Genomic DNA, 19319 nt, shown 5'->3' with positions numbered 1-19319 from the left:
AGATGACCACGTTCCCCGGGACACCCCGGACGCTGCGCGGCGGCTTCGTCGTCATGGACGCTGACGGCCGCGCGGTCGTGCGGACGATCCCGTTCCAGTACAACCCGGAGACGCTCACCCGCACCCTGGCCCCCCGCGGCGCGACGGCGGAGGCCGGCGACCGCCTGGAGGCGCTGCGACTGGTGGGCCCGCCCGTGGAGACGTTGAAGATCGAGCTCGTCCTCGACGCCACCGACCGCCTGGAGAAGCCCGGTCAGAACCCGACGACGGTGGCGGAAGGTATCGCCGCGGACCTCGCCGAGCTGGAGACGATGATCGTGCCGCCGGTGGCGGACATCGAGGCAGCCGAGATGCTCGCCCGGCAGGGCACGCTCGAGATCCTCCCCCTGCCGTCCCCGCTGCTGATCCTCGTCCTCGGGCCCAACCGGACGGTCCCGGTGCGGATCACCGAGTTCTCCGTGACGGAGGAGGCGTTCGACACCCGACTGAATCCGATCCTCGCCCGGGTCAGCGTGGGCATGCGAGCACTGTCCACCGACGACCTGCCGTTCGGGTCGAAGGGAGCCGGGCTCTTCCTCACCGCCGCCCGCCGTCGGGAGACCCTCGCGGCCCGGCGCGCAGCCGGCGTGCAGGCGCTGGGGCTGGCAGGTGCGCCGTGACCGCCAACCCCTTTCCCGCCAACAGCCGGTACCACCACGTCCCGGTGGTCACCCGCACCCTGCCCGACGGCACGGTGGAGAGCTATCTGGCCCGACGGATCCTGCCCGCGCCGGCGCGCCATGTCCCGCTGGAGCACCACCGCCTCACCGGCGCGGAACGACCGGACACGCTGGCGCACGACTCCTACGGCGACCCGACGCTGTGGTGGCGCATCGTCGACGCCAGCGGCGAGGCCGACCCGGCCGACCTCACCGGCACCGAGGGCCGGCTCGTCATGATCCCGCTTCCCCTGGAGATCGCCGACAATGGCCACGCTTAGCTCGGTCACCCTGTCGGTCCTCATGGGCCCGGTCGCCGTCGTCCCCGCGCCGGCGGCCGTCATCGACGCGATCGACGGTGCCACCGTGACCCATGCGGTCGGCTCGCGCTCCGGCTTCCAGCTGAGCCTGACGTACTCGAAGACCTCCCCCATCGCGACCACCCTGCTGCCCACCGGGTTCTTCGACCCGATGATCCGCGTCGTGCTGGTGGCGACGCTGCGCGGCGTGCCGGCGGTGCTGGCCGACGGTCCGATCAAGCGCCAGGACGTGACGGCCACCGGGCGGCCGGGCGAAAACCGCCTGGTCCTCACCGGCGAGGACGTCTCCGGGTACATGGACGCCGTCGACTTCACCGGATTCCCGTTCCCGGCGATGCCGCCCTTCGCGCGGGTGGCGCTGATGATGGCGAAGTACGCGCCGTTCGGCGTCGTCCCCCTGACCATCCCCGCCCCCTTCCAGGCGGTCGACTCCCCCGTCGAGAAAATCCCACAGCAGCAGGGCACAGACTTCGAGTACGCCACCAAGCTCGCCAAGGACGCCGGCTACGAGTTCTACGTGACCCCCGGCCCGCTGCCGGGCGCCAACACCGCCTACTGGGGACCGCAGGTACGCGTCGGCGCCGTACAGCCCGCGCTGAGCATCGACCTGGACCATGCCTCGAACATCGAGAGCATGAGCTTCTCCGCCGACGGCTCCGCAATGATCCTGCCGTACGCGCACGTGAAGGTCACCGGGTTCTCCGTGCCGATACCGGTGCCCGACATCGGCCTGCTCAAGCCCCCGCTCGGGGCCCGGCCGCTGGTGCCGACCAGAGGGAAACTGCTCGAAACGGAGCGGATGAAGCCGCCCGAGGTGCTGATGGCCCTGCTGGCCGGACGCGGCGCCGCCGACCCGGTCACCGGCACCGGCACGATGGACCTCACCCGCTACGGCCAGCCGATCGGCGCCCGGTCGCTGATCGGCGTGCGCGGCGCGGGTCCGGCGCACGACGGGTTGTGGTTCGTCCGCTCGGTGACTCACACGCTGGGGCGGGGCAGCTGGAAGCAGTCGTTCCAACTGGCACGGGACGGTCTCGTGTCGAACGTTCCGGAGGTGACGCCGTGACGTCGGGGCCACAGTTCTTCGGCAAGTACCGGGCCACGGTCCTCAACAACACCGACCCGCTCCTGCAGGGCCGCATCCAGGTGCAGCTGGGAGACCGGTACGGCATGTTCCCGTCCACCTGGGCACTGCCCGCGGTGCCCTTCGCCGCCAAGGGCATGGCCGGCGTGGTGGCGCTGCCGCAGGTGGGCAGCATGGTCTGGATCGAGTTCGAGGCCGGGGACCCGGACTATCCGATCTGGACCGGCGCGTTCTGGCCCGACCCGGCCGGGTTCCCCGCGTTGGCGATGGCGGGCGCGACGCCGGCGACGCCCAACATCCACCTCCAGACCAGCACGGGGGTGTCGGTCACCCTGTCGGACCTGCCGGCGAAGCAGGTCCAGGTGCTCACCCCGACCGGCGCGATGATCACCATCGGCGCGGCCGGGATCAGCATCACCAACGGCCAAGGCGCCTCGATCGTCATGGCCGGGCCCTCGGTCATCATCAACGGCGGCGCGCTGGTCGTCACCTGAAGCTGCGGGGAGACACGATGCCTGGACCCCTCCTGCACACCGGCGCCACCTGCACCTGCCCGCACGGCGCGCCGCTGAACATCGTCGCCGCGAGTCCGCGGGTGACCGTGTCGGGCATGCCCGTCGCGGTGCTCACCGACCAGGGCCTCGTTGCGGGCTGCCCGTTCACGGTCCCCGTGCCCAAGCCGCAGCCGTGCCTGACCACGCGTTGGCTCGCCGGGGCGGCCCGGGTGACGGCGTCGGGGCAGCCGGTGCTCGTCAACCCGTCGGTCGCGTTGTGCTTCTCCGCCGACCAGATTCCCGCCGGCCCGCCGATCGTCGCTGCCAGCCAGACGAGGGTGGTCGCCACATGAGCAGACTCGCCTTCCCCTTCGGTCCCACCGGGCTGGGACGATCCGGCACCGTGACGTTCGGCAGCGACGCCCACGTGCGCCACATGCTCGAACTGCTGATCTTCACCGTGCCCGGCGAGCGGGTGATGCGCCCGGAACTCGGCAGCCCCGTGCGGCAGATGGTCTTCGGCCCGGCGGGCGGGCCGACGGCCGTCGCGCTCGAGGCGGCCCTGCAGGCGGCGGTCCAGCAGTGGCTGGGCGATGTGCTGACCCTGCTCGACCTCACCGTGACGGTACTGGAGGCGGACGCGGCCATCGAGGTCGCGATCACGTACGAGACCCGCGCCGACCGCACGGCCGGCGAACTGCGCGTGCGCCGGGACCTGACATGACCGGGGCACGCTACGCCTGCTGCGACGAGCGGCGCCGGGCCAAGCTCGCCGGGCCCGATGCCCCCCCGGATTGCTCCGGCATCGACTACCTCGAAGTCAGGCAGGGCGCCCTGGTTTCCGACCCGACCGAGATCGACATCGTGCTGGTCAAGCCGCTGCCCCTGCCCGCGGCGGCGCTGGACGGGAGCAACATCCGCATCACCGGAGGCGTCCGCTTCCCCGCGCCGGCCGTGGCCCCATCGGTGCAGGAGATCCCGGGTGGGGCCAGCGTCTCGACGTACCGGGTCACCGTGCCGGGCGGCCAGCCCACCGACTTCTCCACCTACCGCCTGGCGATCGTGTCCGGCCCCGGCTCCGACGCCCCGCCGGACTTCCTCGACCCGCGGCTGTCCGCCGTGGACTTCTCGTTCAAGGTCGACTGCGGGTCCGACGGAGACTGCGCCCCCGGCTGCCGCGGCATTCCCGAGACTCCCCCGCCGGAACTTGTGTTCGACTACCGCACCCGCGACTGGGAGGGCTTCCGCCGACTGATGCTGGACCGGTTGTCGGCGCTGGTGCCCGGCTTCGCGTCCGACGACCCGGTCGACCTGACGACGACGATCGTGGAGGCTCTGGCGTACCGAGCCGACCAGCAGAGCTACCGGCTCGACTGGGTGGGGACCGAGTCGTTCCTCGACACGGCCCGCAGCCGTACGTCGGTGGTGCGGCACGCGCGGCTCGTGGACTACCGGCCGGGCGAGGGGGCGAGCGCACGGGCGTACGTCGCGTTCGCCTTCACCTCCGACGGCGCGTTCCCCGACGGCTTCGCCCTCCCGGCCGGCACCCCGATCCTGCCCCGCTCGGAGGGTCTGCCCACGGTCGTGTCGCCGGCGGAGTACGAGACCCTGCTCTCGGCCGCGCCGGTCGGACCGGTGGTCTTCGAGACGATGGCCGACCGCCCACTATGGCAGTGGCAGTCGTCGATCGCCGTGCACACCTGGGGCGACGAGGAGTGCGCCCTCGCCGCGGGGGCCACCGCGATCACCCTGGTCGACGGCAGCTCGGGCGGCCCAGGGGGGCTGGCCGTCGGGGACCTGCTGCTGCTGGCCGAGGTCGCCGCGCCGGACACCGGTGAGGCCGCCGACGCGGACCCGGCCCGGCGCCACGTCGTACGCCTGACCCGCGTGACAACGGTGAGGGACGTGCTGGCCCCGGGGCTCGCCCTGGTCGACGTCGAGTGGGACGCCGCGGACGCCCTGCCGTTCGACCTCGTCGTCTCGGCCCTGGTGCCGGCGCCCGCCGGTCCGGCACGGCGGGTGGTCTGCGCCGCTGCCCAGGGCAACGTCGTGCTGGCAGATCATGGCGCTACTCTTCCGCCGGCGGCTCACCTGGGCCTGCCGCCCGCCACCACGGCCAGGCTGGCACCCCGGCTGGATCCGCCCGCCCCCGAGGAGGGGGTCGCGTGGCGACCGCGGCTGACCGGCGGCCGGCTGGCGCGCGTCGCCGAGCACGGTCCCGCCGACCGCCCGCCGCTGCCGGCGGGTCGGCTGGCCGCGGTCGACCCGGCCGCCTGCCTGCCCGCCGTGACCCTGCTGGACGCGTTCGCGACCTGGGGGGTGTGCCCGGACCTGCTGGCGAGCGGGCGCTTCGCCCGGGACTTCGTCGTCGAGTCGGACGGTACGGGATCGCAGACCCTCCGCTTCGGCGACGGCGTCCACGGCCTGCCCCCCGCGACAGGGGCGACGCTGGGTGTGAGCGGCCGGTTCGGGTCGGGCACGGTGGGCAACCTGGGGCTCGGCGCCCTGGGCCACGTCGTGGTGGCCGACACCTATCGCCAGATCCGGATCGGCGCGGTCACCAACCCGCTGGCCGCCGCAGGCGGCGCGGAGCCGGAGGGGATCGCGGCCGTCCGGGTGGCCGCCCCGCAGGCGTTCCGCGTGCAGGAGCGAGCGGTGACGGCGAAGGACTACGAGGCGGCCGCGCTGCGCTTCCCCGGGGTGGCCAACGCCGTGGCCGTGCCCCACTGGACGGGCTCGTGGCAGACCGTGGTGATCCACCTGGACCGGCAGGGCGGCGCGGCCGTCGACGAGGCGTTCCGCCACGGCCTCCTCGCCCACCTGGAGCGGTACCGCCTGGCCGGCTTCGACGTGGCCGTGCGGCCCGCCCGGGCGGTGCCCCTCGACGTCGAACTGGCCATCTGTGCCGCGCCCGCCGAGATCCGCAGCGACGTCGGCCGGCGGATCCGCGCCGCCCTGTCGCCCTTCGGTTCTGGCAGCACGCCCGGCTTCTTCCATCCCGACCGGTTCACCTTCGGCACACCGCTGTACCTCTCGGCACTGCTCGCCGCCGTCATGGCCGTGCCCGGGGTGCAGAGCGTGACGCCGGTGGTGTTCCAACTCTTCGGTCGCACGGCCCAGGACGAGATCGCCCTGGGCGTCATCCGGCCCGCCGCGACCGAGGTCCTCGAGCTGCGAGACGACCCGAACCTGCCCGAACGGGGCCGGCTCAGGATCACGATGAGGGGGGGACGATGAGCGGCGACGACACCCGGTGCCGGTGCGGGGACGCCGGGTCCTGCGGCTGCCCCGACCCGGCCGCGGCCGGTCGGGTGCCCGGCGATCCGCCCCGCTTCCGGCACTCCGCGATCCTCGGGCGGATGCTCGACCGCATCACGCGGGCCGAGGCCTTCGGCTCCCGTCCCCTGGCCGGACTGGGCACGCGAGCCACGGACGACCCGGCCATCGCGCTGCTCTCCGCAGCCGCAGGCACCGCCCACGTGCTCGGCTGGACGCTGCACCGCCTGTACGCCGACGGCACCCTCACCGCCACCGAGGACCGCGCCGCGCTCACCTCGCTGACGGGGCTGCTCGGGCACGAGCCGCGCCCGGCGATCTCGGCGTCAACGGTGCTGTCGTTCACCCTCGACGATCTCCCGGGCGCCCCGTCGACGGTCACGATCCCGAAGGGCACGAAGGTCGCCTCGATCCCCGACCAGGGGGAGAAGCCGCAGACGTTCGAGACCGACGCCGACATCGAGGCGCGTACGGCGTGGAACGAGATCCGGCCGCTGCGCGCGCCGGCCCCGACCAAGATCACCACCTCGACTGCCGAGATCACCGTGCACGGCGGGGACCTCAACGCCCGCGTCGGCGACCGGGTTCTCGTGTGGGCTGGCGAGAGCCCAGGGAAGGTCACCTGGCTCCTGGCCCGGGTCACCGCCGTCAACGGCTCCGCCGCGATCGACCCGGCGGCGCCACCGCCTACCGTCCTCGGACTCGCCGGCCAGCGCGAGATCACCGCCCCCGCCAACCGGACGACCCCCGCGGCGCAGGGCACCGTGATCCTGCTCGGCGCGCGGGCCCGGGCGTTTGGCGCGATGGCGCCCGACATCACGTTCATGCCCGAATCCGTGCGCCAGGCGCGCGGCCAGAAACTCCCCGACCCGAAGCCCGGCGAGCAACCAACTGGAGACGGCCTGCCGATCGAATGGAAGGACCTCGTCCTGGGACCGACGGACAAGAAGCCGTGGCCGGTGCACCTCGACGCCGTGCATCCCGAGGCCGCGCCCGGTCGGGCCGTCGTCCTCGAGACCAGCGGCGGCACGCCCGGGCCCACCATCGGCCGGATCGCCTCCGCCGTCGAGACCTCCCGCTCCGACTTCGGGCTGTCAGCCCCGTGCACGCTGGTCGGCATCGAGATCGACAAGGACACCGCGGACAGCCTCAACAAACTCGTCCGCCAAACGGTGATCCACCTGGAGACCGCCCGGGCGACCCTCGTCGTCCCGCCCGCCGACCCGGTCCTCCCGCTCACCGACACCAGCCCGCAGGCGGCCCCCCAGCACCCGGACCTCCCACCGGCGAACCAACCGGACCGGCTCTACGTCGAGGGCATCGCCCCCCTGCCGCCGGGCCGCCGCGTCGTTGTCACCGGCCGTGACGCCGACGACACGACGACGGTCGTCGAGGCCGCCACGATCGCGTCAGCGACGACGGTGACCGGGAAAGGATCAGCCGGACCCGCCACGCTCCTCGTCTTCGACGCCCCGCTGGCGGGGCGATGGCGCTCCGCCACGCTCACCATCCTCGGCAACTCGGTCGCCGCCACCCAGGGCGAGACGCCGGCGATGGGAGCGGAGACGCTCGGCTCGGGCAATCCGGCGACGCCGCTGCCGCACTTCGTGCTGAAGCAGAAGCCGTTGGCGCACGTCCCGGCGACCGGCCCGACGGGGTACGCGCCGGCGATCGAGGTGCGGGTCAACGACCGGACGTACGAGCGCACCGACAGCCTCTTCGGCGAGGGGCCCGACAGTCGACGCTTCCGGGTCCTGGCCCGGGGGGACGGCGGCTCGGACGTGCAGTTCGCCGGCCGTCTGCCCAGCGGGACGGGCAACGTCGTCGCGCTGTACCGCACTGGTGGCGGCTCGGCCGGAAACGTGGCGGACGGGCGGCTCACCCAGTTGATGACGCCGGTTCTCGGCGTACGGTCGGTCACCAACGCCGCGCGGGCCGAGGGTGGCCGGGACCCCGAGACCCTCGACGAGATCCGCACCGCCGCGCCCAAGGCGATCCGGAGCCTGGACCGCGCTGTTTCGCTGACGGATTACGAAGCCTTCGCCGAGGGGTACTGCGGGGTCGGCAAGGCCGCCGCGGTACAACTGCGCTCCGGCATGCGCCGCATCATCTGCCTGACGATCGCCACGACCACCCTGAGCCCGCCGCAGCCGGGGTCGGACCTGGTGAAGGGCCTCCGCGACGCGATCCTCGCGGCCGCACCACCCGGCACCCACGTGCGGATCGCGGGATTCGTCGACCTGCCGATGTCGCTGCAGATCTCCCTGGCGACCGATCCCGCGTTCCGGCGCGGCACCGTGGAGGCCGCGGTCAGGACGGCCGTGGAACGCGACTTCGGCCGGGCCGCCCGTCGCTTCGGCGAGGCCGTGCACCGCTCGCAGGTCCTGGCCACGGTGCAGAAGGTGCCCGGCGTGGTCGCGGCGCTGCTCACCATGTTCTCGGCCAAGGGCGCCGACGAGGAGGCCACAGAGGACGCCGAGGGCCGGTTGCCCTGCCCTGGTCCGCGCCTCACCGAGGGGGTACTCGAGCCGGCCAGGCTGCTCTCGGTGTCCGCGGAGGCGATCACGTTCAAGGAGCTGACGCCATGACGAATCAGAGCGCCTCCGGCGCCGCCCCTCCGGCCGCCCGGGTGGAGGCCGTCGCCGACGCGCTGTACCGGCTCCTGCCCGCGCACGTGCGCCAGGTGGACATGTCCTCCGGCGGAGCGCTGCGGGCACTGTTCGGCGTGCTGGCGCTCCCCAGCGCGGAGATCGACGCGGAGACGGACGCGTTCTACGACGCCCTCTTCGTGGAGACGGCCGGCGAGTCCGCCCTGCCGGCGATCGCGTCCCTCGTCGGCGCCGCTCCGCTACGGCCCCTGCCGGACTCCCCCCTCGGCCAGCGGGCCTACATCGCGAACACCGTGCGCTATCGCCGAGGCAAAGGCACCGCCCGAGTGCTCGAGGCACTGGCCGCGGACGTGAGCGGTCTCGGCGCCGTCGTCGTGGAGTACTTCCAGCGCTTGTCCCGGCTCAACCACCTCATCGACGTCCGCCCCGACCGTCCGGGCACCGCCACCCTGGTCGACGGCGGCACCATGTCGCGGGCCGGCAGCGCGTTCGACACCCTGCCGCGCCTGCTCGACATACGCCCGATCAGCCGCGCGCGTCCGGGACGAACCACCGGACGCCACGGCATCACGGCTGTCGGCATCCACCTCGTGCGCCCCGTCGTACCGCACTTCCCGGCCCCCGACCGGAGGCCGTCGTCGCAGATGCTCCCGCCCCAGGATGTCTCCGGGGTGCCCGTGGCCCGGCCCTGGGTCGTCGCCGGCACTGCCCACCCGGGCTACTTCCAGCTCGCGGCACAGCCGGGGGCCGCGCTGCGGCTGTTCAGCCCCGACCGGCGCACCGACGCGGCGGGCGGGCGGCTCCAGGCCCGCGACCTCGCGGACCGGCTGCAGCGGCTGCCTCTGCACCGCGAGACCGACGAACTGCGCCGCGCCAGCCTCGAGGAAAGGCCGGCGCGGTTGCCTGGCCGCCCGTGGTTCGACGAACGCGGGCAACCGTTCACCGTGTACCTCCGACGCGCCACCGAGACGGCCTTCACCCGCGTGCCGCCCGCACAGGTCCTCATCGCCAATCTCGAGACGCCGCCGCCGGCATCGGGTGCCAGGCCGGCGGCAGAGCTGGAATACGCCTGGTTCGGCCCGGGACCGGCCGCCCCGGTGCCGGGTAAGGGGAAGCACCCCATCGCGTGCGCGGTCGACCCGGTGACGGGACGACTCATGGTCGCCGAGCCGGGCTCCGGGGCCAGCGACGTCGCGGAGGTGCGGGTGGCGTACGGCACCGGTCTCGGCCGTGCCATCGGCGCGGGAGCCCAGGACCGCGGGGACCCGGACCAGCCGTTCGAGATCCGGGACGCGGGTGGAATGACCGACCTCGTCTGGGTCGTCGACCCGACGCGGCAGGCCGCCGGCTCGGCGGAGACGGGGAGCCGTACGGTGCCCAGCCTGGCGGCCGCACTCGCCGAGGCGGCAGTCCAAGGGGCGAAGCGGCGGAGTTTCGTGCTGCTGGGGCGCTGCGACCTGGAGGGCGCACCGGGGGGAGCCAGCACGATGGGCGTCACCCTGCCAGCCGAGTCGGAGATCCACCTCGTCGCCGCCGAGTGGCGCGCACCGAAGCCGGTGCCCGGCGTACCGGCCGACGCCGCGCTGCGGGGCTTCATCATCCGACGCGAAAGACGGTTCACGGTGGACGCACCGCTGCGCGTGACGCGCGGCTCGGGCCCGGCCACCGCGCAGGCGGGACGTCTCGTGCTCGACGGACTCGAGCTCACGCAGGGACTGAAGCTGGCGGTCGGCTCGGTGAGCGCGGTGGACCTGCGGTACGTGACGCTGCGATCGCCGGGCAGAACCGCGCTGACCGCCACCGGCTCCCTGCCCCCCGTGCGGATCTCCGTCGACAGTTCGATCTGCGGCCCGATCCGGCTCGGCACGGCCACCACCCAGGTGAGCGGGGAGCTCGACATCCGCGACAGCGTGGTCACCGCCGACGGCGCGGGAGGGGACACCATCGCCGCGCCGGGCCTCGACTGCGCGCTGTGCAACGTGACCGTGCTGGGCCCGTCCGCCATGCGCGCGCTCAGCGCCACAAACACGATCTTCACCGCGGCCGTCACCGTGACCCGCCGACAGACCGGCTGCGTACGCTACAGCTTCGTCCCCGCCGGTTCTGCCACCCCGCGTGCGTTCCGCTGCCAGCCCGCCCTCACTCTGGCGGACACCGCGGCGGCCAAGGGCGCCCCGTTGACGCCGGACGAGGCGGCGAGCCTCCGGCTGTCCGTCCAGCCCGTGCTGATGGACGTTACCGCCGACGAGCCGGCGCTGGCGATGCTGCACCCGCTGTGCCCGGACGCCATCCGGACGGGCGGCGAGGGCGAATGCGAGATGGGCGCCTTCGCCCGGGCCGCGTTCGGTATCGCCACGGCCAACCTCGTCTCGCTCCTCGACGACTTCCTGCCCGTCGCCCTCGAGGCCGGTGTCATCGACGACACCCGGTCCGCAGCCGTCGCAGCCCGGAGGAACCTGCCATGACGATTCGCAACGACGCAACCCGCCAGACGCTGCGGCCGGCGGACCAGCGGCGCCCGCGCTCGGTCGTCGCCCGGCAGGGGCAGGTCCTGTTGGAGGCCGACATCGACCAGCAGGCCGGGCACCTGCTCGACCGGGTCGAGACGGGCGCCGACGACACCTTCGGCAGCGCCGGCCGGCTCGTCGTACCCGCCGGGTCGACCGGTTTCGAGGTGACGCCCGCGGCAAACCCCAGCGCGTGCGGGATCGGCACGGGCCACGGCTACCTGGCCGGCTGGCTCGTGGAGAACGTCCTCGCCGGATGCACCCTCGCGACCCAGCCGCACCCGCGGGACGACAGCAGCCCGCCGACTCCCGTCCTGCTCGCGCTCAAGGCCCTCGTGCGGCACGTCGACCCGGTCGAGGAGCCCGCGTTCGCCGACCCGGCCTTGGGCGACGCGCAGGCCTCCGGCCGGGCACTCGTCGACTGGCAGGTCTTTCCGTTCGCTCCCGGGGGCGCGTGGAGCAAAGCCCCGGACTGCGCATCGGTCTCCGCAGCCCCCGGCTGGAAACAACTGGTCGCCCCGTCGACGGGGCTGCTCGAGGTCATCCCGAGCAGTTCCGCGCCGGCCACCAACCCGTGCTCGCTGGCTCCCACCGGCGGGTACTCCCGCGCGGAGAACCTCCTCTACCGCATCGAGGTCCACGGCGGCACCGCCCGCTCGGACTTCCCCACCGCTGACGGACCCCGGTACCAGCTCAAGGGCCTGAAGATCAAAATGTCCCGGCGTAACGCCTCGGTCATGGCCCGGATCAAGGGGGTCAACGGCGCTGACGTCGAGGTCGAGCCGCCTTCCCTGGATCCGCTGAACTGGTTCGCGCCGGGAGCGTACGCCGAGGTCGTCTCCGTGCACGACGATGTCGACCCGCGCGACGCCCACGCGACTGAGCGGCTCTTCCGCGTCGCCCGGGCCACGGACACGATCGTCACGCTCGAGTCCGCGGACACCGCCCTGTTGAAGAAGGCCAGTGAGGAGGACGGCTGGTTCCTTCGCCTCTGGGACGCCTTTGCGAACGGCGACGGCGTCGCAACCGTGGTGACAACCGGATCGGAGCTCTCGCCGGTCATCGACCTCGGGGACGGGCTCGGCGTGCAACTCGGCTCCGGCAACGCCACGGATGCCGTCTTCCGTCGCGGCGACTACTGGACCTTCGCGGCCCGCGCCGACGGCACGGTGGACTGGCCGACCGGCAGTCGCGAGACGCCCCACGGACCCGTGACCCGCTACGCACCTCTCTCCGTGCTCACCGGGTCCGCACCCAAGGCGGAGGACTGCCGGATCCGGCTCGCCACGCTGACCGACCGAACGCTGCTGTACCGGGGCGGCGACGGCCAGGCCGTTGCCGTGCCGGCGGGCGGCGGGTTCGTGCCGCTGCCCGCCCGGCTGCGGGTCGCGGTGATGCGGGGGAAGACGCCGGTCAAGGGGGCCACGGTGCGCTGGAGCGTGCCGGCAGCCAATCCGGCCAACCCCAAGTGCCGCATCGACGGGCAGGAGTTGGATGCCAATAAGGCCCACTCTGCCGTCACCGGTGCGAACGGGCTGTGCGAGGTGGACTGGGAGATCGACGCCGGGCACGCGTCGGTGGTCCATCAGGTGCAGGCCGAACTCATCTCGGCCTCCGGCACCGCTGAGGGCGAGGCTGTCGTGTTCACGGCGTCGTTCCGCACCGCCGCCACGACGAGCTACGAGCCCGGAGCCTGCAAGGTCCTGGCAGGGGCGGCCACCGTCCAGGAAGCGCTCGACCGACTGTGCCTCAACCTCGGCGGATCGGCGGAGCCTGAGACGCTTGAGATCACGTCGATCCGTCTGATCAGAGACGGGAAGTCAAGAATCGACCTCGTCCGCGACGAGTTCATCCTCAACGGGCTCGACGTGCCTCACGACGCGTTCACCGACGGGATAGGCATCGGTGTGACCGGTCCGGAGATCGAGATGAGGCCGCAGGAGCAGGACCCGATCGTCGAGGTCGAGCTCGACCTGCCGTACCCGACAACGGACTTCGACCGGTTCTACTGGGCGAAGGCGTCGCGGTGGCCCGAAGGCCGGCCCCGGATCACCGGCCCGTTCGGATTCCGACGGATGCGCCTCGACGGGACGGTGGCAGTCAACTCCAAGCGCGACGAGACGTACGAGGCGGGTCTGATCTGGCGCCCGAGCCGGCAGGCGAGAGAGTTCCTGGAGACGATTCCCAACCATCGCTGCGGATACGCCGCCCACCTCTACCTCGGCGAATTGCAGGAGATGGGCTGGGAGTTCGACGACGAGTATCCCCGGGTGTTGTGTCGCCTGCGCGTCCGCTCCGGTCACGTCTGGAGCATGAAGACAAAGAGTCGGGACCGCGTCTACCTGAACGCCGAGCACCTCGGCATCGCGGAGGCAGCGACCGGTCGCGAGCTGCTGCGCGCCGACCGTGATCCGCAACGCGCCGCAGATCTCGACCTGTTCTTCTACCTGACGATCCGGGAGCGATGAGCTCGGAGAGCTCCGCGCTTGTGGTGCGAGGCGGGCGACGGGAACGCCGACGCCGTGATCGTCGATGCCGGATCGGCCTATGGTCACCGACAAGACGCGGTGAGTAAGGTGCTTCGGCAGGCGTACGATCCGCAACGGTGACGGGGTGTCCGGGGCGCGCGTGGGCGGTGACGTGCCGGCCGTCTCTTGTGGATGGCGCGGCGGGCAGGAGGTGGGGCATGCCGGTCAGGGGCCAGCGGGTGGTACGTCGCACCCTCGGCAGGCGGTTGACCCGGCTCCGGCTGGCCAACGCCAAGACCCGGCGCGAGGTGGCCGAGGCGAGGCTCGGCATTTCGGAGCCGACGCTGCACCGGATCGAGACGGGCAAGGTCCCGGTGACGGCGGCGAACGTGCGGGCGCTGTGCTGGCTGTACGGCGTCGACCAGAGCGTCACCGACGCGCTGGCCGAGCTGGCGGTGGGCACCTCGCAGGAGGAGTGGTGGGACTCCAACCCCGTGATCCCTGACTGGTTCAAGCTCTACGTCGGCCTCGAGGCCAGCGCCTCCCAGATGTGCACCTACTACAGCGAAATCCTTCCCGGCGAGTTGCAGACCGAGCAGTACGCGCTGGCGGTGTTCGCGGCCGAGCAGGCGGCCGACGAGGAGACCGCGCAGCGGCATGTCAAGCTGCGGATGCAGCGACAGAAGGCGCTGTTCGCGCGTGAGCCGGCGCCGCGGTTGGCGTTCGTCCTCGGCGAGAATGTGTTGGCCCGACCGGTCGGCGGCAAGGCGGTCTTCGACGCGCAACTTGAGCACTTACGGGACATCGCGAAGCATGACGCCGTGGATATCAGGGTGCTGCCGTTCTCGGTCGGTGCGCATGCGGCGATGGCCGGCGCGTTCCGCATCCTGGACTTCGACGACCCGGACGACCCGGACACGGTCTACCTGGAGTCGCACGTTGGAGCGCTCTATGTTGACGAGCAGCACGAGGTGGACGAGTACCGGCGAATATTCCAATTGATCCACGATCTCGCCGTCCCACTGGAAGAACACCGATAGATGCCTGCCGGTACGATCTGCTCGGTCTGCTCAATTCCGTAGAGCCTGTACGACTACTCACCGAAGGGGTGGCATGGCTGGTACGAGCAACGGCGGCGATGCAAAGTCGGCGACCGCGGCCAGGATCTACGACTACTACCTCGGCGGCACACACAACTTCCCGGCAGACCGCGAAGCTGCCGAGGCGATGCTGCGAGTGTTTCCGGGGGTGCCGGAACTCGCCCGGACCAACCGGGCGTTCTTGCGGCGTGCCGTGCGCTACCTGGCCGCGTCCGGGGTGCGTCAGTTCCTCGATATCGGCTCGGGCATCCCCACCGAGGGCAACGTCCACGAGATCGTCCAGCAGGTCGCGCCCGGTGCCCGGGTGGTCTATGTGGACATCGACCCGGTGGCGGTGGCGGAGAGCCTGGAGCTTCTCGAGGGCAACGAGCTCGCCACGGCCATCATGGGCGACCTCCTCGAACCTCAGGCGATCCTCTCGCACCCGCAGGTCAAGGAGCTGCTCGACTTCGATCAGCCGATCGGGCTGCTGTTGGCCGCGGTCCTGCACTTCGTACCCGATGACGAGGCCGCGTACGAAGCGGTGGGGCAGTTGCGTGCGGCGCTCGCGCCGGGAAGCTACGTCGTTGCCTCGCACGCTACGGCCGACAACGTGGATCACGACCAGGACGACCTTGACGTCGCCCATGACACCTATCGGCAGAAGACCGCGACTCCACTCGGCCTGCGTAGTCGGTCGCAGTTCGAACGGTTCTTCACCGGCCTCGAGCTTGTCGAGCCGGGCCTGGTGTGGCTACCGCTGTGGCGGCCCGCCCCCGACGACCCCCAGCACTTCATCGACGCCCCCGAGCGCAGTTCCGGCCTGGCAGCCGTGGGACGAGCCCTCTAGTCGAGCGCGTCAAGCAGACGTGGGCCCGCCGGCGGTGTGCCGGCGGGCCACATCTTGGTTGTCGTCGGGTCGGGCGCCCGACTAGCAGTCCTGCGTGCCGTCCTAGCCCAGGAGCTGGTCGAACTCTCCTCGCTTGGCGCCGTAGAGAAACGAGTCCCACTCCTCCGCGGTGAACCGCACGACACCGGCGGACGGGTTTTTGCTGTTACGGACCTCGATCAGGCCGTCGTGGTGGCGAGCCTGAACACAACTGCCCCCGTTGCCAGTCGACCTGCTGGACATGATCCACCCGATGTTGTCAGGCATCAGTTGCTCCTCCATGGACGGCGTGCGCCGACCGATCTGTAAATCCTGGGCCTCTCCCCTATGCGATTGCAGACCGTGCAGTCACGTGCTGTAGTCGTCGCCAGGAAAGGGTGAGGACTCAGAGAGCCCGTTTTCCCAGGTCATCGGCCGTCCCTCGCTCCTTGCACCCTAGACGCGCGCGCTCGCCAGGAAGCGAGCCGCACGAAGGGTAACTGAAAACCGCCACCGTGCACGATGTCTCGGTGATGCCTTGTCTGCGTGAAATCTTGCATGGACCTCATTGCGCTGGCATGCTCGTGGAAGCCCAACATCAGCAACAGATGAGCGAGCCGACCCGCCACAGCGGAGGGGTGAGGATGATGTCCGCGGCGCCACCAAACCCGAACCACCAAACGCTGGCCGCCGTGACTCCGGCAGACGGAGTCTGCCCGGGGGACCGTGTTTGGGTGCGATGCGCCGGTTCATGGCGGCCCGGCATCGTCCTGCACTCCACAGAGTCCGCGGCGACAGTGCGATTCCGCCCGGCGGAGACCCTGGGCACCGGAGTGGACACCGTAACCCCCAACAGCCTCCGCCCCCGCCACGACGACGACCCCTACCTCGACAAGGCGGCGCTCGCCGACCCCGATCGGCCCGCGTCAGCTCTCGCAACCCGCACCCCCGCCGGCAACATCGGCTAACTCGCCGAAGACTGCTCAGGTCCCGGGTGGTCCCGGGTACCCCAGATGGCTGCCAGCCCACCCGATACCCCCGGGCGGTTGCTTCCACTCGTTGGCGTGCCTTCTCGGGATCGACAGGTTAGGCCAACGCTTGCGCGCCGCTTGCCGGCTGGCGCCTACCGCTGCACCAAGCTCGGGATAGCCGGCCCCGCACATCGCCGCTTCCTCTGCGCTGGCGGATACCAGGTCGGCGAGAAGCCGACGCATCTGCTCCCCCGCCGCCATGCGGGCCAGGTGAGTCCGCATCCCGTCCGGGTGGCTCCGCTCGTGGTCTGCGTTGCGCTGGGCATCCATGTCAGGCGCGTCCAGCCGCCGCGCCCAATCGGCGGCGACAGCACTCAGTTCCCGCCGTAGTTCCTGCCGCTCGTCCGACGTCAGCTCCCACATCATGGGCTCCCTCGTCAATGGCCTCTCACCCTAGAATCAGTTCGACAACCAGGGTTGTCAACCCTTGAGTAGACGGTCCCTTGGCCGGCATGGTGCGGCGAACCTTCCACCATGTGGGCCCGGTCAGCATTCGTGGTCGGTACCATGGCCGGGATGCCGGTCAAACAGCTCAAGGTGGGTTGCGGGTACGCGATCTCGACAGATCTTTTGGTCTCTACCTACGACTCGGCTTCCGGCACCTTCCCCAGCCCGAACAGGCACACCTGCGCCACCTGGCCTTCGGGCACACCTGGCTAATCTTGTCCGATTTATCCCGCCACGGCTATCACAACGCCGAGCGCGAGCGTCAGGCCCGACTCGGGCCGCCTGGACTCGGCTTCGTGCTCGCCGTACCAACCACTGATCTCGACGCGGTGTCCGACGAGGATGGCCTGCACGGCCGGGTGAGGCCCGGAGGCCTCAGTCCCCGGTGGAACCGGCAGCCTCGACGATCGAGACGGGAGTGCCGAGTTCGACGGTCCGGGAGACGGTGCAGAGCCGGTCGTGCGACTGCTGCAGCGACCGGGGCAGCGCCTCGCGCGCCTTGTCGCCGTCCGCGCCCACCGGGAACGTCACGGTGAACGCGACACGGAGGTTCTGCATCCGGTTTCCTCCGGCCTCGTCCCGGATCTTGTCCCCAGAGACTTCGACGGAGAACTGAGCCGGCTCGGCGCAGCGGCTGGTGATGTGGTCCACGTCGATCGCGGTGCAGCCGCCGATGGCAGCCAGCAGGAGTTCCACCGGCGTGAAGCTGGCATCCTGGCCCGCACCCATCGACATCGATCCGCCGCGGACGTTCCGCACGACGTACTGCCCGACGCTGGTGCGCTCGATCTCCATCGAGCGGAAGGTGTCCTCACTCATGACAGGGAACCTACCCAGGCCTTCTGGGCATCGAGCCACCGGCCTGGCCGGTGGCTCGACTCATCCTCATGTCAGGTCGGAACAGAGCCGACCAGAAGTGCCGCGCCCGCGCTGTGGGCCGCCCACCTGGGTTTCAGCCGAGCGTGATCGCGACCTGAGAGGCTACCGCCCGCCGGGTCCCTGGCCGCGCTATCGGGGCGCCAAAACACAGAACTCGTTGCCGTCGGGATCGGCCATCGCCACCCAGCCGACCTCTTCCTGGCCGGTGTCGATTCGAGTCGCCCCGAGGGAGAGCAAACCGTCGACCTCTGCCTGCCGATCACCGTGGCCAGGTGGAGCGAGGTCGAAATGCACCCGGTTCCTGCCGGCCTTCGGCATCAGCGGCGGGCCACCCCACGTGATCTTCGGACCGCCGTGCGGCGATTGGATCGCGGTCTCCTGGTTCTGATCCCAGACCAACGGCCACCCCAGCGCTTCGCTCCAGAAGTACCCGACTTCCTGTGACCCGTCGCAGGCCAGCGCTCCGACGAACCCGCAGTCGGCAAGGAACTTGTTGCCCGGCTCGATAACGCAGAACTCGTTGCCTTCGGGGTCGGCGAGCACCACATGACCCTCCTCTGGGCGTTGACCGACGTCGATGTGCTGTCCACCGAGTCCCAGCGCCCTGGCCACCGTCCGCTGCTGGTCCTCCAGCGATGTGCTCGTCAGGTCGAAGTGCATCCGGTTCTGGCCGACCTTCTGCTCCTGGGCCTGAACAAAACGGATCCGGAACCCGGTGCCATCACCGGGCAGGAGCACGACGCCGTCGCGCGGATCGTCGGCCATCTCCCAACCCAGGAGCCCGGACCAGAACCGCCCGAGAGGCAACGGTTGGCTCGCATCAAAGCAGACCGCGAACAGTTGACAAGTCATCTCCCCGCCCACCTCCGGTCCGTTGACTGGCCGCCGTCGGCACTCGTCAGCTCTCGGGCCGAAGCCTAGGGGCGAGTCGGCGTCCTCCGCAGCCGAGTTTCGACGGCAGACAGTGAGCGGCCAGCAGCGCGCGCCATCAGCCATCCGCTGATTGGCTCACGGAAGCTCGAAAGAAGGCGCGGTGGGCGCTAGGGCCTGTCTCAAAGTCGGGCTCATTTGATCTTGTGGCAAGATCGCGGGATGCTACGACTAACCGACTTCATCATCGATTGCCCGGACACGATGAAGCTGGCAGCCTTCTACTCTGGGGTGACGGGGCTCCCGGTCAAGGAGGGCAGTAACGAGAACTGGGCCGGTATCCAGTTCGGCGAGATCGAACTGGCCTTCATCCAGGTGGAGGACTACCGCGCCCCGCAGTGGCCCGACAGCGAGCACCCCAAGCAGTTCCACCTCGACTTCGAAGTCGACGACATCGATGCCGAACAGCGCCGCGTCCTGGCCCTCGGCGCGACCCTGCAGCGGGACTGCATCGGCCCCGACGGCTACGGCTTCCGCGTCTACGCCGACCCCATTGGCCACCCCTTCTGCCTCTGCCGCAACAAGGGTGTCATTTGGACCGATCGGGGCCTCATCTGGCCCAAGCGCGACGACTAACGCACCACCCGACCGACCACCGCGGCCCGGCGTATGGCCGCCGGCGACTACGG

The 19319-nt window shown here is 71.1% G+C and carries 17 protein-coding genes and 1 pseudogene; 15 read left to right on the top strand and 3 right to left on the bottom strand.

The genetic code is table 11. The features are described from left to right. The first annotated feature begins 2 nt into the window (after positions 1-2). From ACNAVT_RS24155 to ACNAVT_RS24100, 12 genes are all read left to right on the top strand, one after another. Positions 3-659, top strand: a complete 657-nt coding sequence (locus ACNAVT_RS24155) for a hypothetical protein (protein ID WP_416299437.1) — start codon at positions 3-5, stop codon at positions 657-659. Further along, positions 656-979, top strand: coding sequence for a hypothetical protein (locus ACNAVT_RS24150; RefSeq protein WP_416299436.1), 324 nt, complete (start codon positions 656-658; stop codon positions 977-979). Before ACNAVT_RS24155 ends, ACNAVT_RS24150 begins: the two co-directional genes overlap by 4 nt. Continuing rightward, positions 966-2084 (top strand): hypothetical protein, encoded by a 1119-nt coding sequence (locus tag ACNAVT_RS24145; RefSeq protein ID WP_416299435.1) that lies wholly within the window; start codon positions 966-968, stop codon positions 2082-2084. Before ACNAVT_RS24150 ends, ACNAVT_RS24145 begins: the two co-directional genes overlap by 14 nt. After that, positions 2081-2596 (top strand): phage baseplate assembly protein V, encoded by a 516-nt coding sequence (locus tag ACNAVT_RS24140; RefSeq protein WP_393431276.1) that lies wholly within the window; start codon positions 2081-2083, stop codon positions 2594-2596. The genes ACNAVT_RS24145 and ACNAVT_RS24140 overlap by 4 nt, the downstream gene beginning before the upstream one ends. Before the next feature lie 17 nt (positions 2597-2613). Next, positions 2614-2949: a hypothetical protein gene (locus tag ACNAVT_RS24135; RefSeq protein WP_416299434.1), complete on the top strand. Its 336-nt coding sequence runs from the start codon at positions 2614-2616 to the stop codon at positions 2947-2949. Between the two features lie 50 nt (positions 2950-2999). Continuing rightward, a complete protein-coding gene (locus ACNAVT_RS24130; RefSeq protein ID WP_416299433.1) occupies positions 3000-3320 on the top strand; it encodes a GPW/gp25 family protein in 321 nt (106 codons plus the stop codon). Further along, on the top strand, positions 3317-5833 hold the full coding sequence (locus ACNAVT_RS24125) for a putative baseplate assembly protein (RefSeq protein ID WP_416299432.1): 2517 nt from the start codon (positions 3317-3319) through the stop codon (positions 5831-5833). The genes ACNAVT_RS24130 and ACNAVT_RS24125 overlap by 4 nt, the downstream gene beginning before the upstream one ends. After that, positions 5830-8460, top strand: a complete 2631-nt coding sequence (locus ACNAVT_RS24120; RefSeq protein WP_416299431.1) for a baseplate J/gp47 family protein — start codon at positions 5830-5832, stop codon at positions 8458-8460. Before ACNAVT_RS24125 ends, ACNAVT_RS24120 begins: the two co-directional genes overlap by 4 nt. Further along, on the top strand, positions 8457-10946 hold the full coding sequence (locus tag ACNAVT_RS24115; RefSeq protein WP_416299430.1) for a hypothetical protein: 2490 nt from the start codon (positions 8457-8459) through the stop codon (positions 10944-10946). The genes ACNAVT_RS24120 and ACNAVT_RS24115 overlap by 4 nt, the downstream gene beginning before the upstream one ends. Next, positions 10943-13456, top strand: coding sequence for a DUF6519 domain-containing protein (locus tag ACNAVT_RS24110; protein WP_416299429.1), 2514 nt, complete (start codon positions 10943-10945; stop codon positions 13454-13456). Before ACNAVT_RS24115 ends, ACNAVT_RS24110 begins: the two co-directional genes overlap by 4 nt. Positions 13457-13722: 266 nt before the next feature. Continuing rightward, complete coding sequence (locus tag ACNAVT_RS24105; RefSeq protein WP_416299428.1) at positions 13723-14496, top strand: helix-turn-helix domain-containing protein; 774 nt, start codon at positions 13723-13725, stop codon at positions 14494-14496. A 73-nt stretch (positions 14497-14569) separates the two neighbouring features. Next, positions 14570-15385 (top strand): SAM-dependent methyltransferase, encoded by an 816-nt coding sequence (locus ACNAVT_RS24100; protein WP_416299427.1) that lies wholly within the window; start codon positions 14570-14572, stop codon positions 15383-15385. Between the two features lie 102 nt (positions 15386-15487). On the opposite strand, the gene ACNAVT_RS24095 is transcribed toward ACNAVT_RS24100, so the two are convergent. Further along, the gene (locus ACNAVT_RS24095; protein ID WP_416299426.1) at positions 15488-15691 is read right to left on the bottom strand and encodes a DUF397 domain-containing protein; all 204 of its coding nucleotides are present in this window, start codon (positions 15689-15691) and stop codon (positions 15488-15490) included. Positions 15692-16236: 545 nt separating this feature from the next. On the opposite strand from ACNAVT_RS24095, the gene ACNAVT_RS24090 reads away from it, so the two are divergent. Further along, positions 16237-16371, top strand: coding sequence for a hypothetical protein (locus ACNAVT_RS24090; protein ID WP_416299425.1), 135 nt, complete (start codon positions 16237-16239; stop codon positions 16369-16371). A gap of 579 nt (positions 16372-16950) precedes the next feature. After that, positions 16951-17231, top strand: a pseudogene (locus ACNAVT_RS24085) (VOC family protein); the annotation flags it as partial. 25 nt (positions 17232-17256) lie between these two features. Here ACNAVT_RS24085 and ACNAVT_RS24080 read toward each other — a convergent pair. Together ACNAVT_RS24080 and ACNAVT_RS24075 are read right to left on the bottom strand one after the other, a co-directional pair. Then, positions 17257-17700, bottom strand: a complete 444-nt coding sequence (locus ACNAVT_RS24080; RefSeq protein ID WP_416299424.1) for an OsmC family protein — start codon at positions 17698-17700, stop codon at positions 17257-17259. A gap of 189 nt (positions 17701-17889) precedes the next feature. Then, entirely contained in the window at positions 17890-18612 is a 723-nt protein-coding gene (locus ACNAVT_RS24075) for a VOC family protein (RefSeq protein WP_416299484.1), read from the bottom strand. Between the two features lie 240 nt (positions 18613-18852). Between ACNAVT_RS24075 and ACNAVT_RS24070 the strand changes: the two genes are divergently transcribed. Next, on the top strand, positions 18853-19266 hold the full coding sequence (locus tag ACNAVT_RS24070; RefSeq protein WP_416299423.1) for a VOC family protein: 414 nt from the start codon (positions 18853-18855) through the stop codon (positions 19264-19266). The last annotated feature ends 53 nt before the right edge of the window (positions 19267-19319 follow it).

The sequence above is a fragment of the Micromonospora sp. SL4-19 genome (assembly GCF_047921475.1).
Lineage (GTDB): Bacteria > Actinomycetota > Actinomycetes > Mycobacteriales > Micromonosporaceae > Micromonospora.
This window is presented reverse-complemented; position numbering and strand designations above follow the sequence as displayed.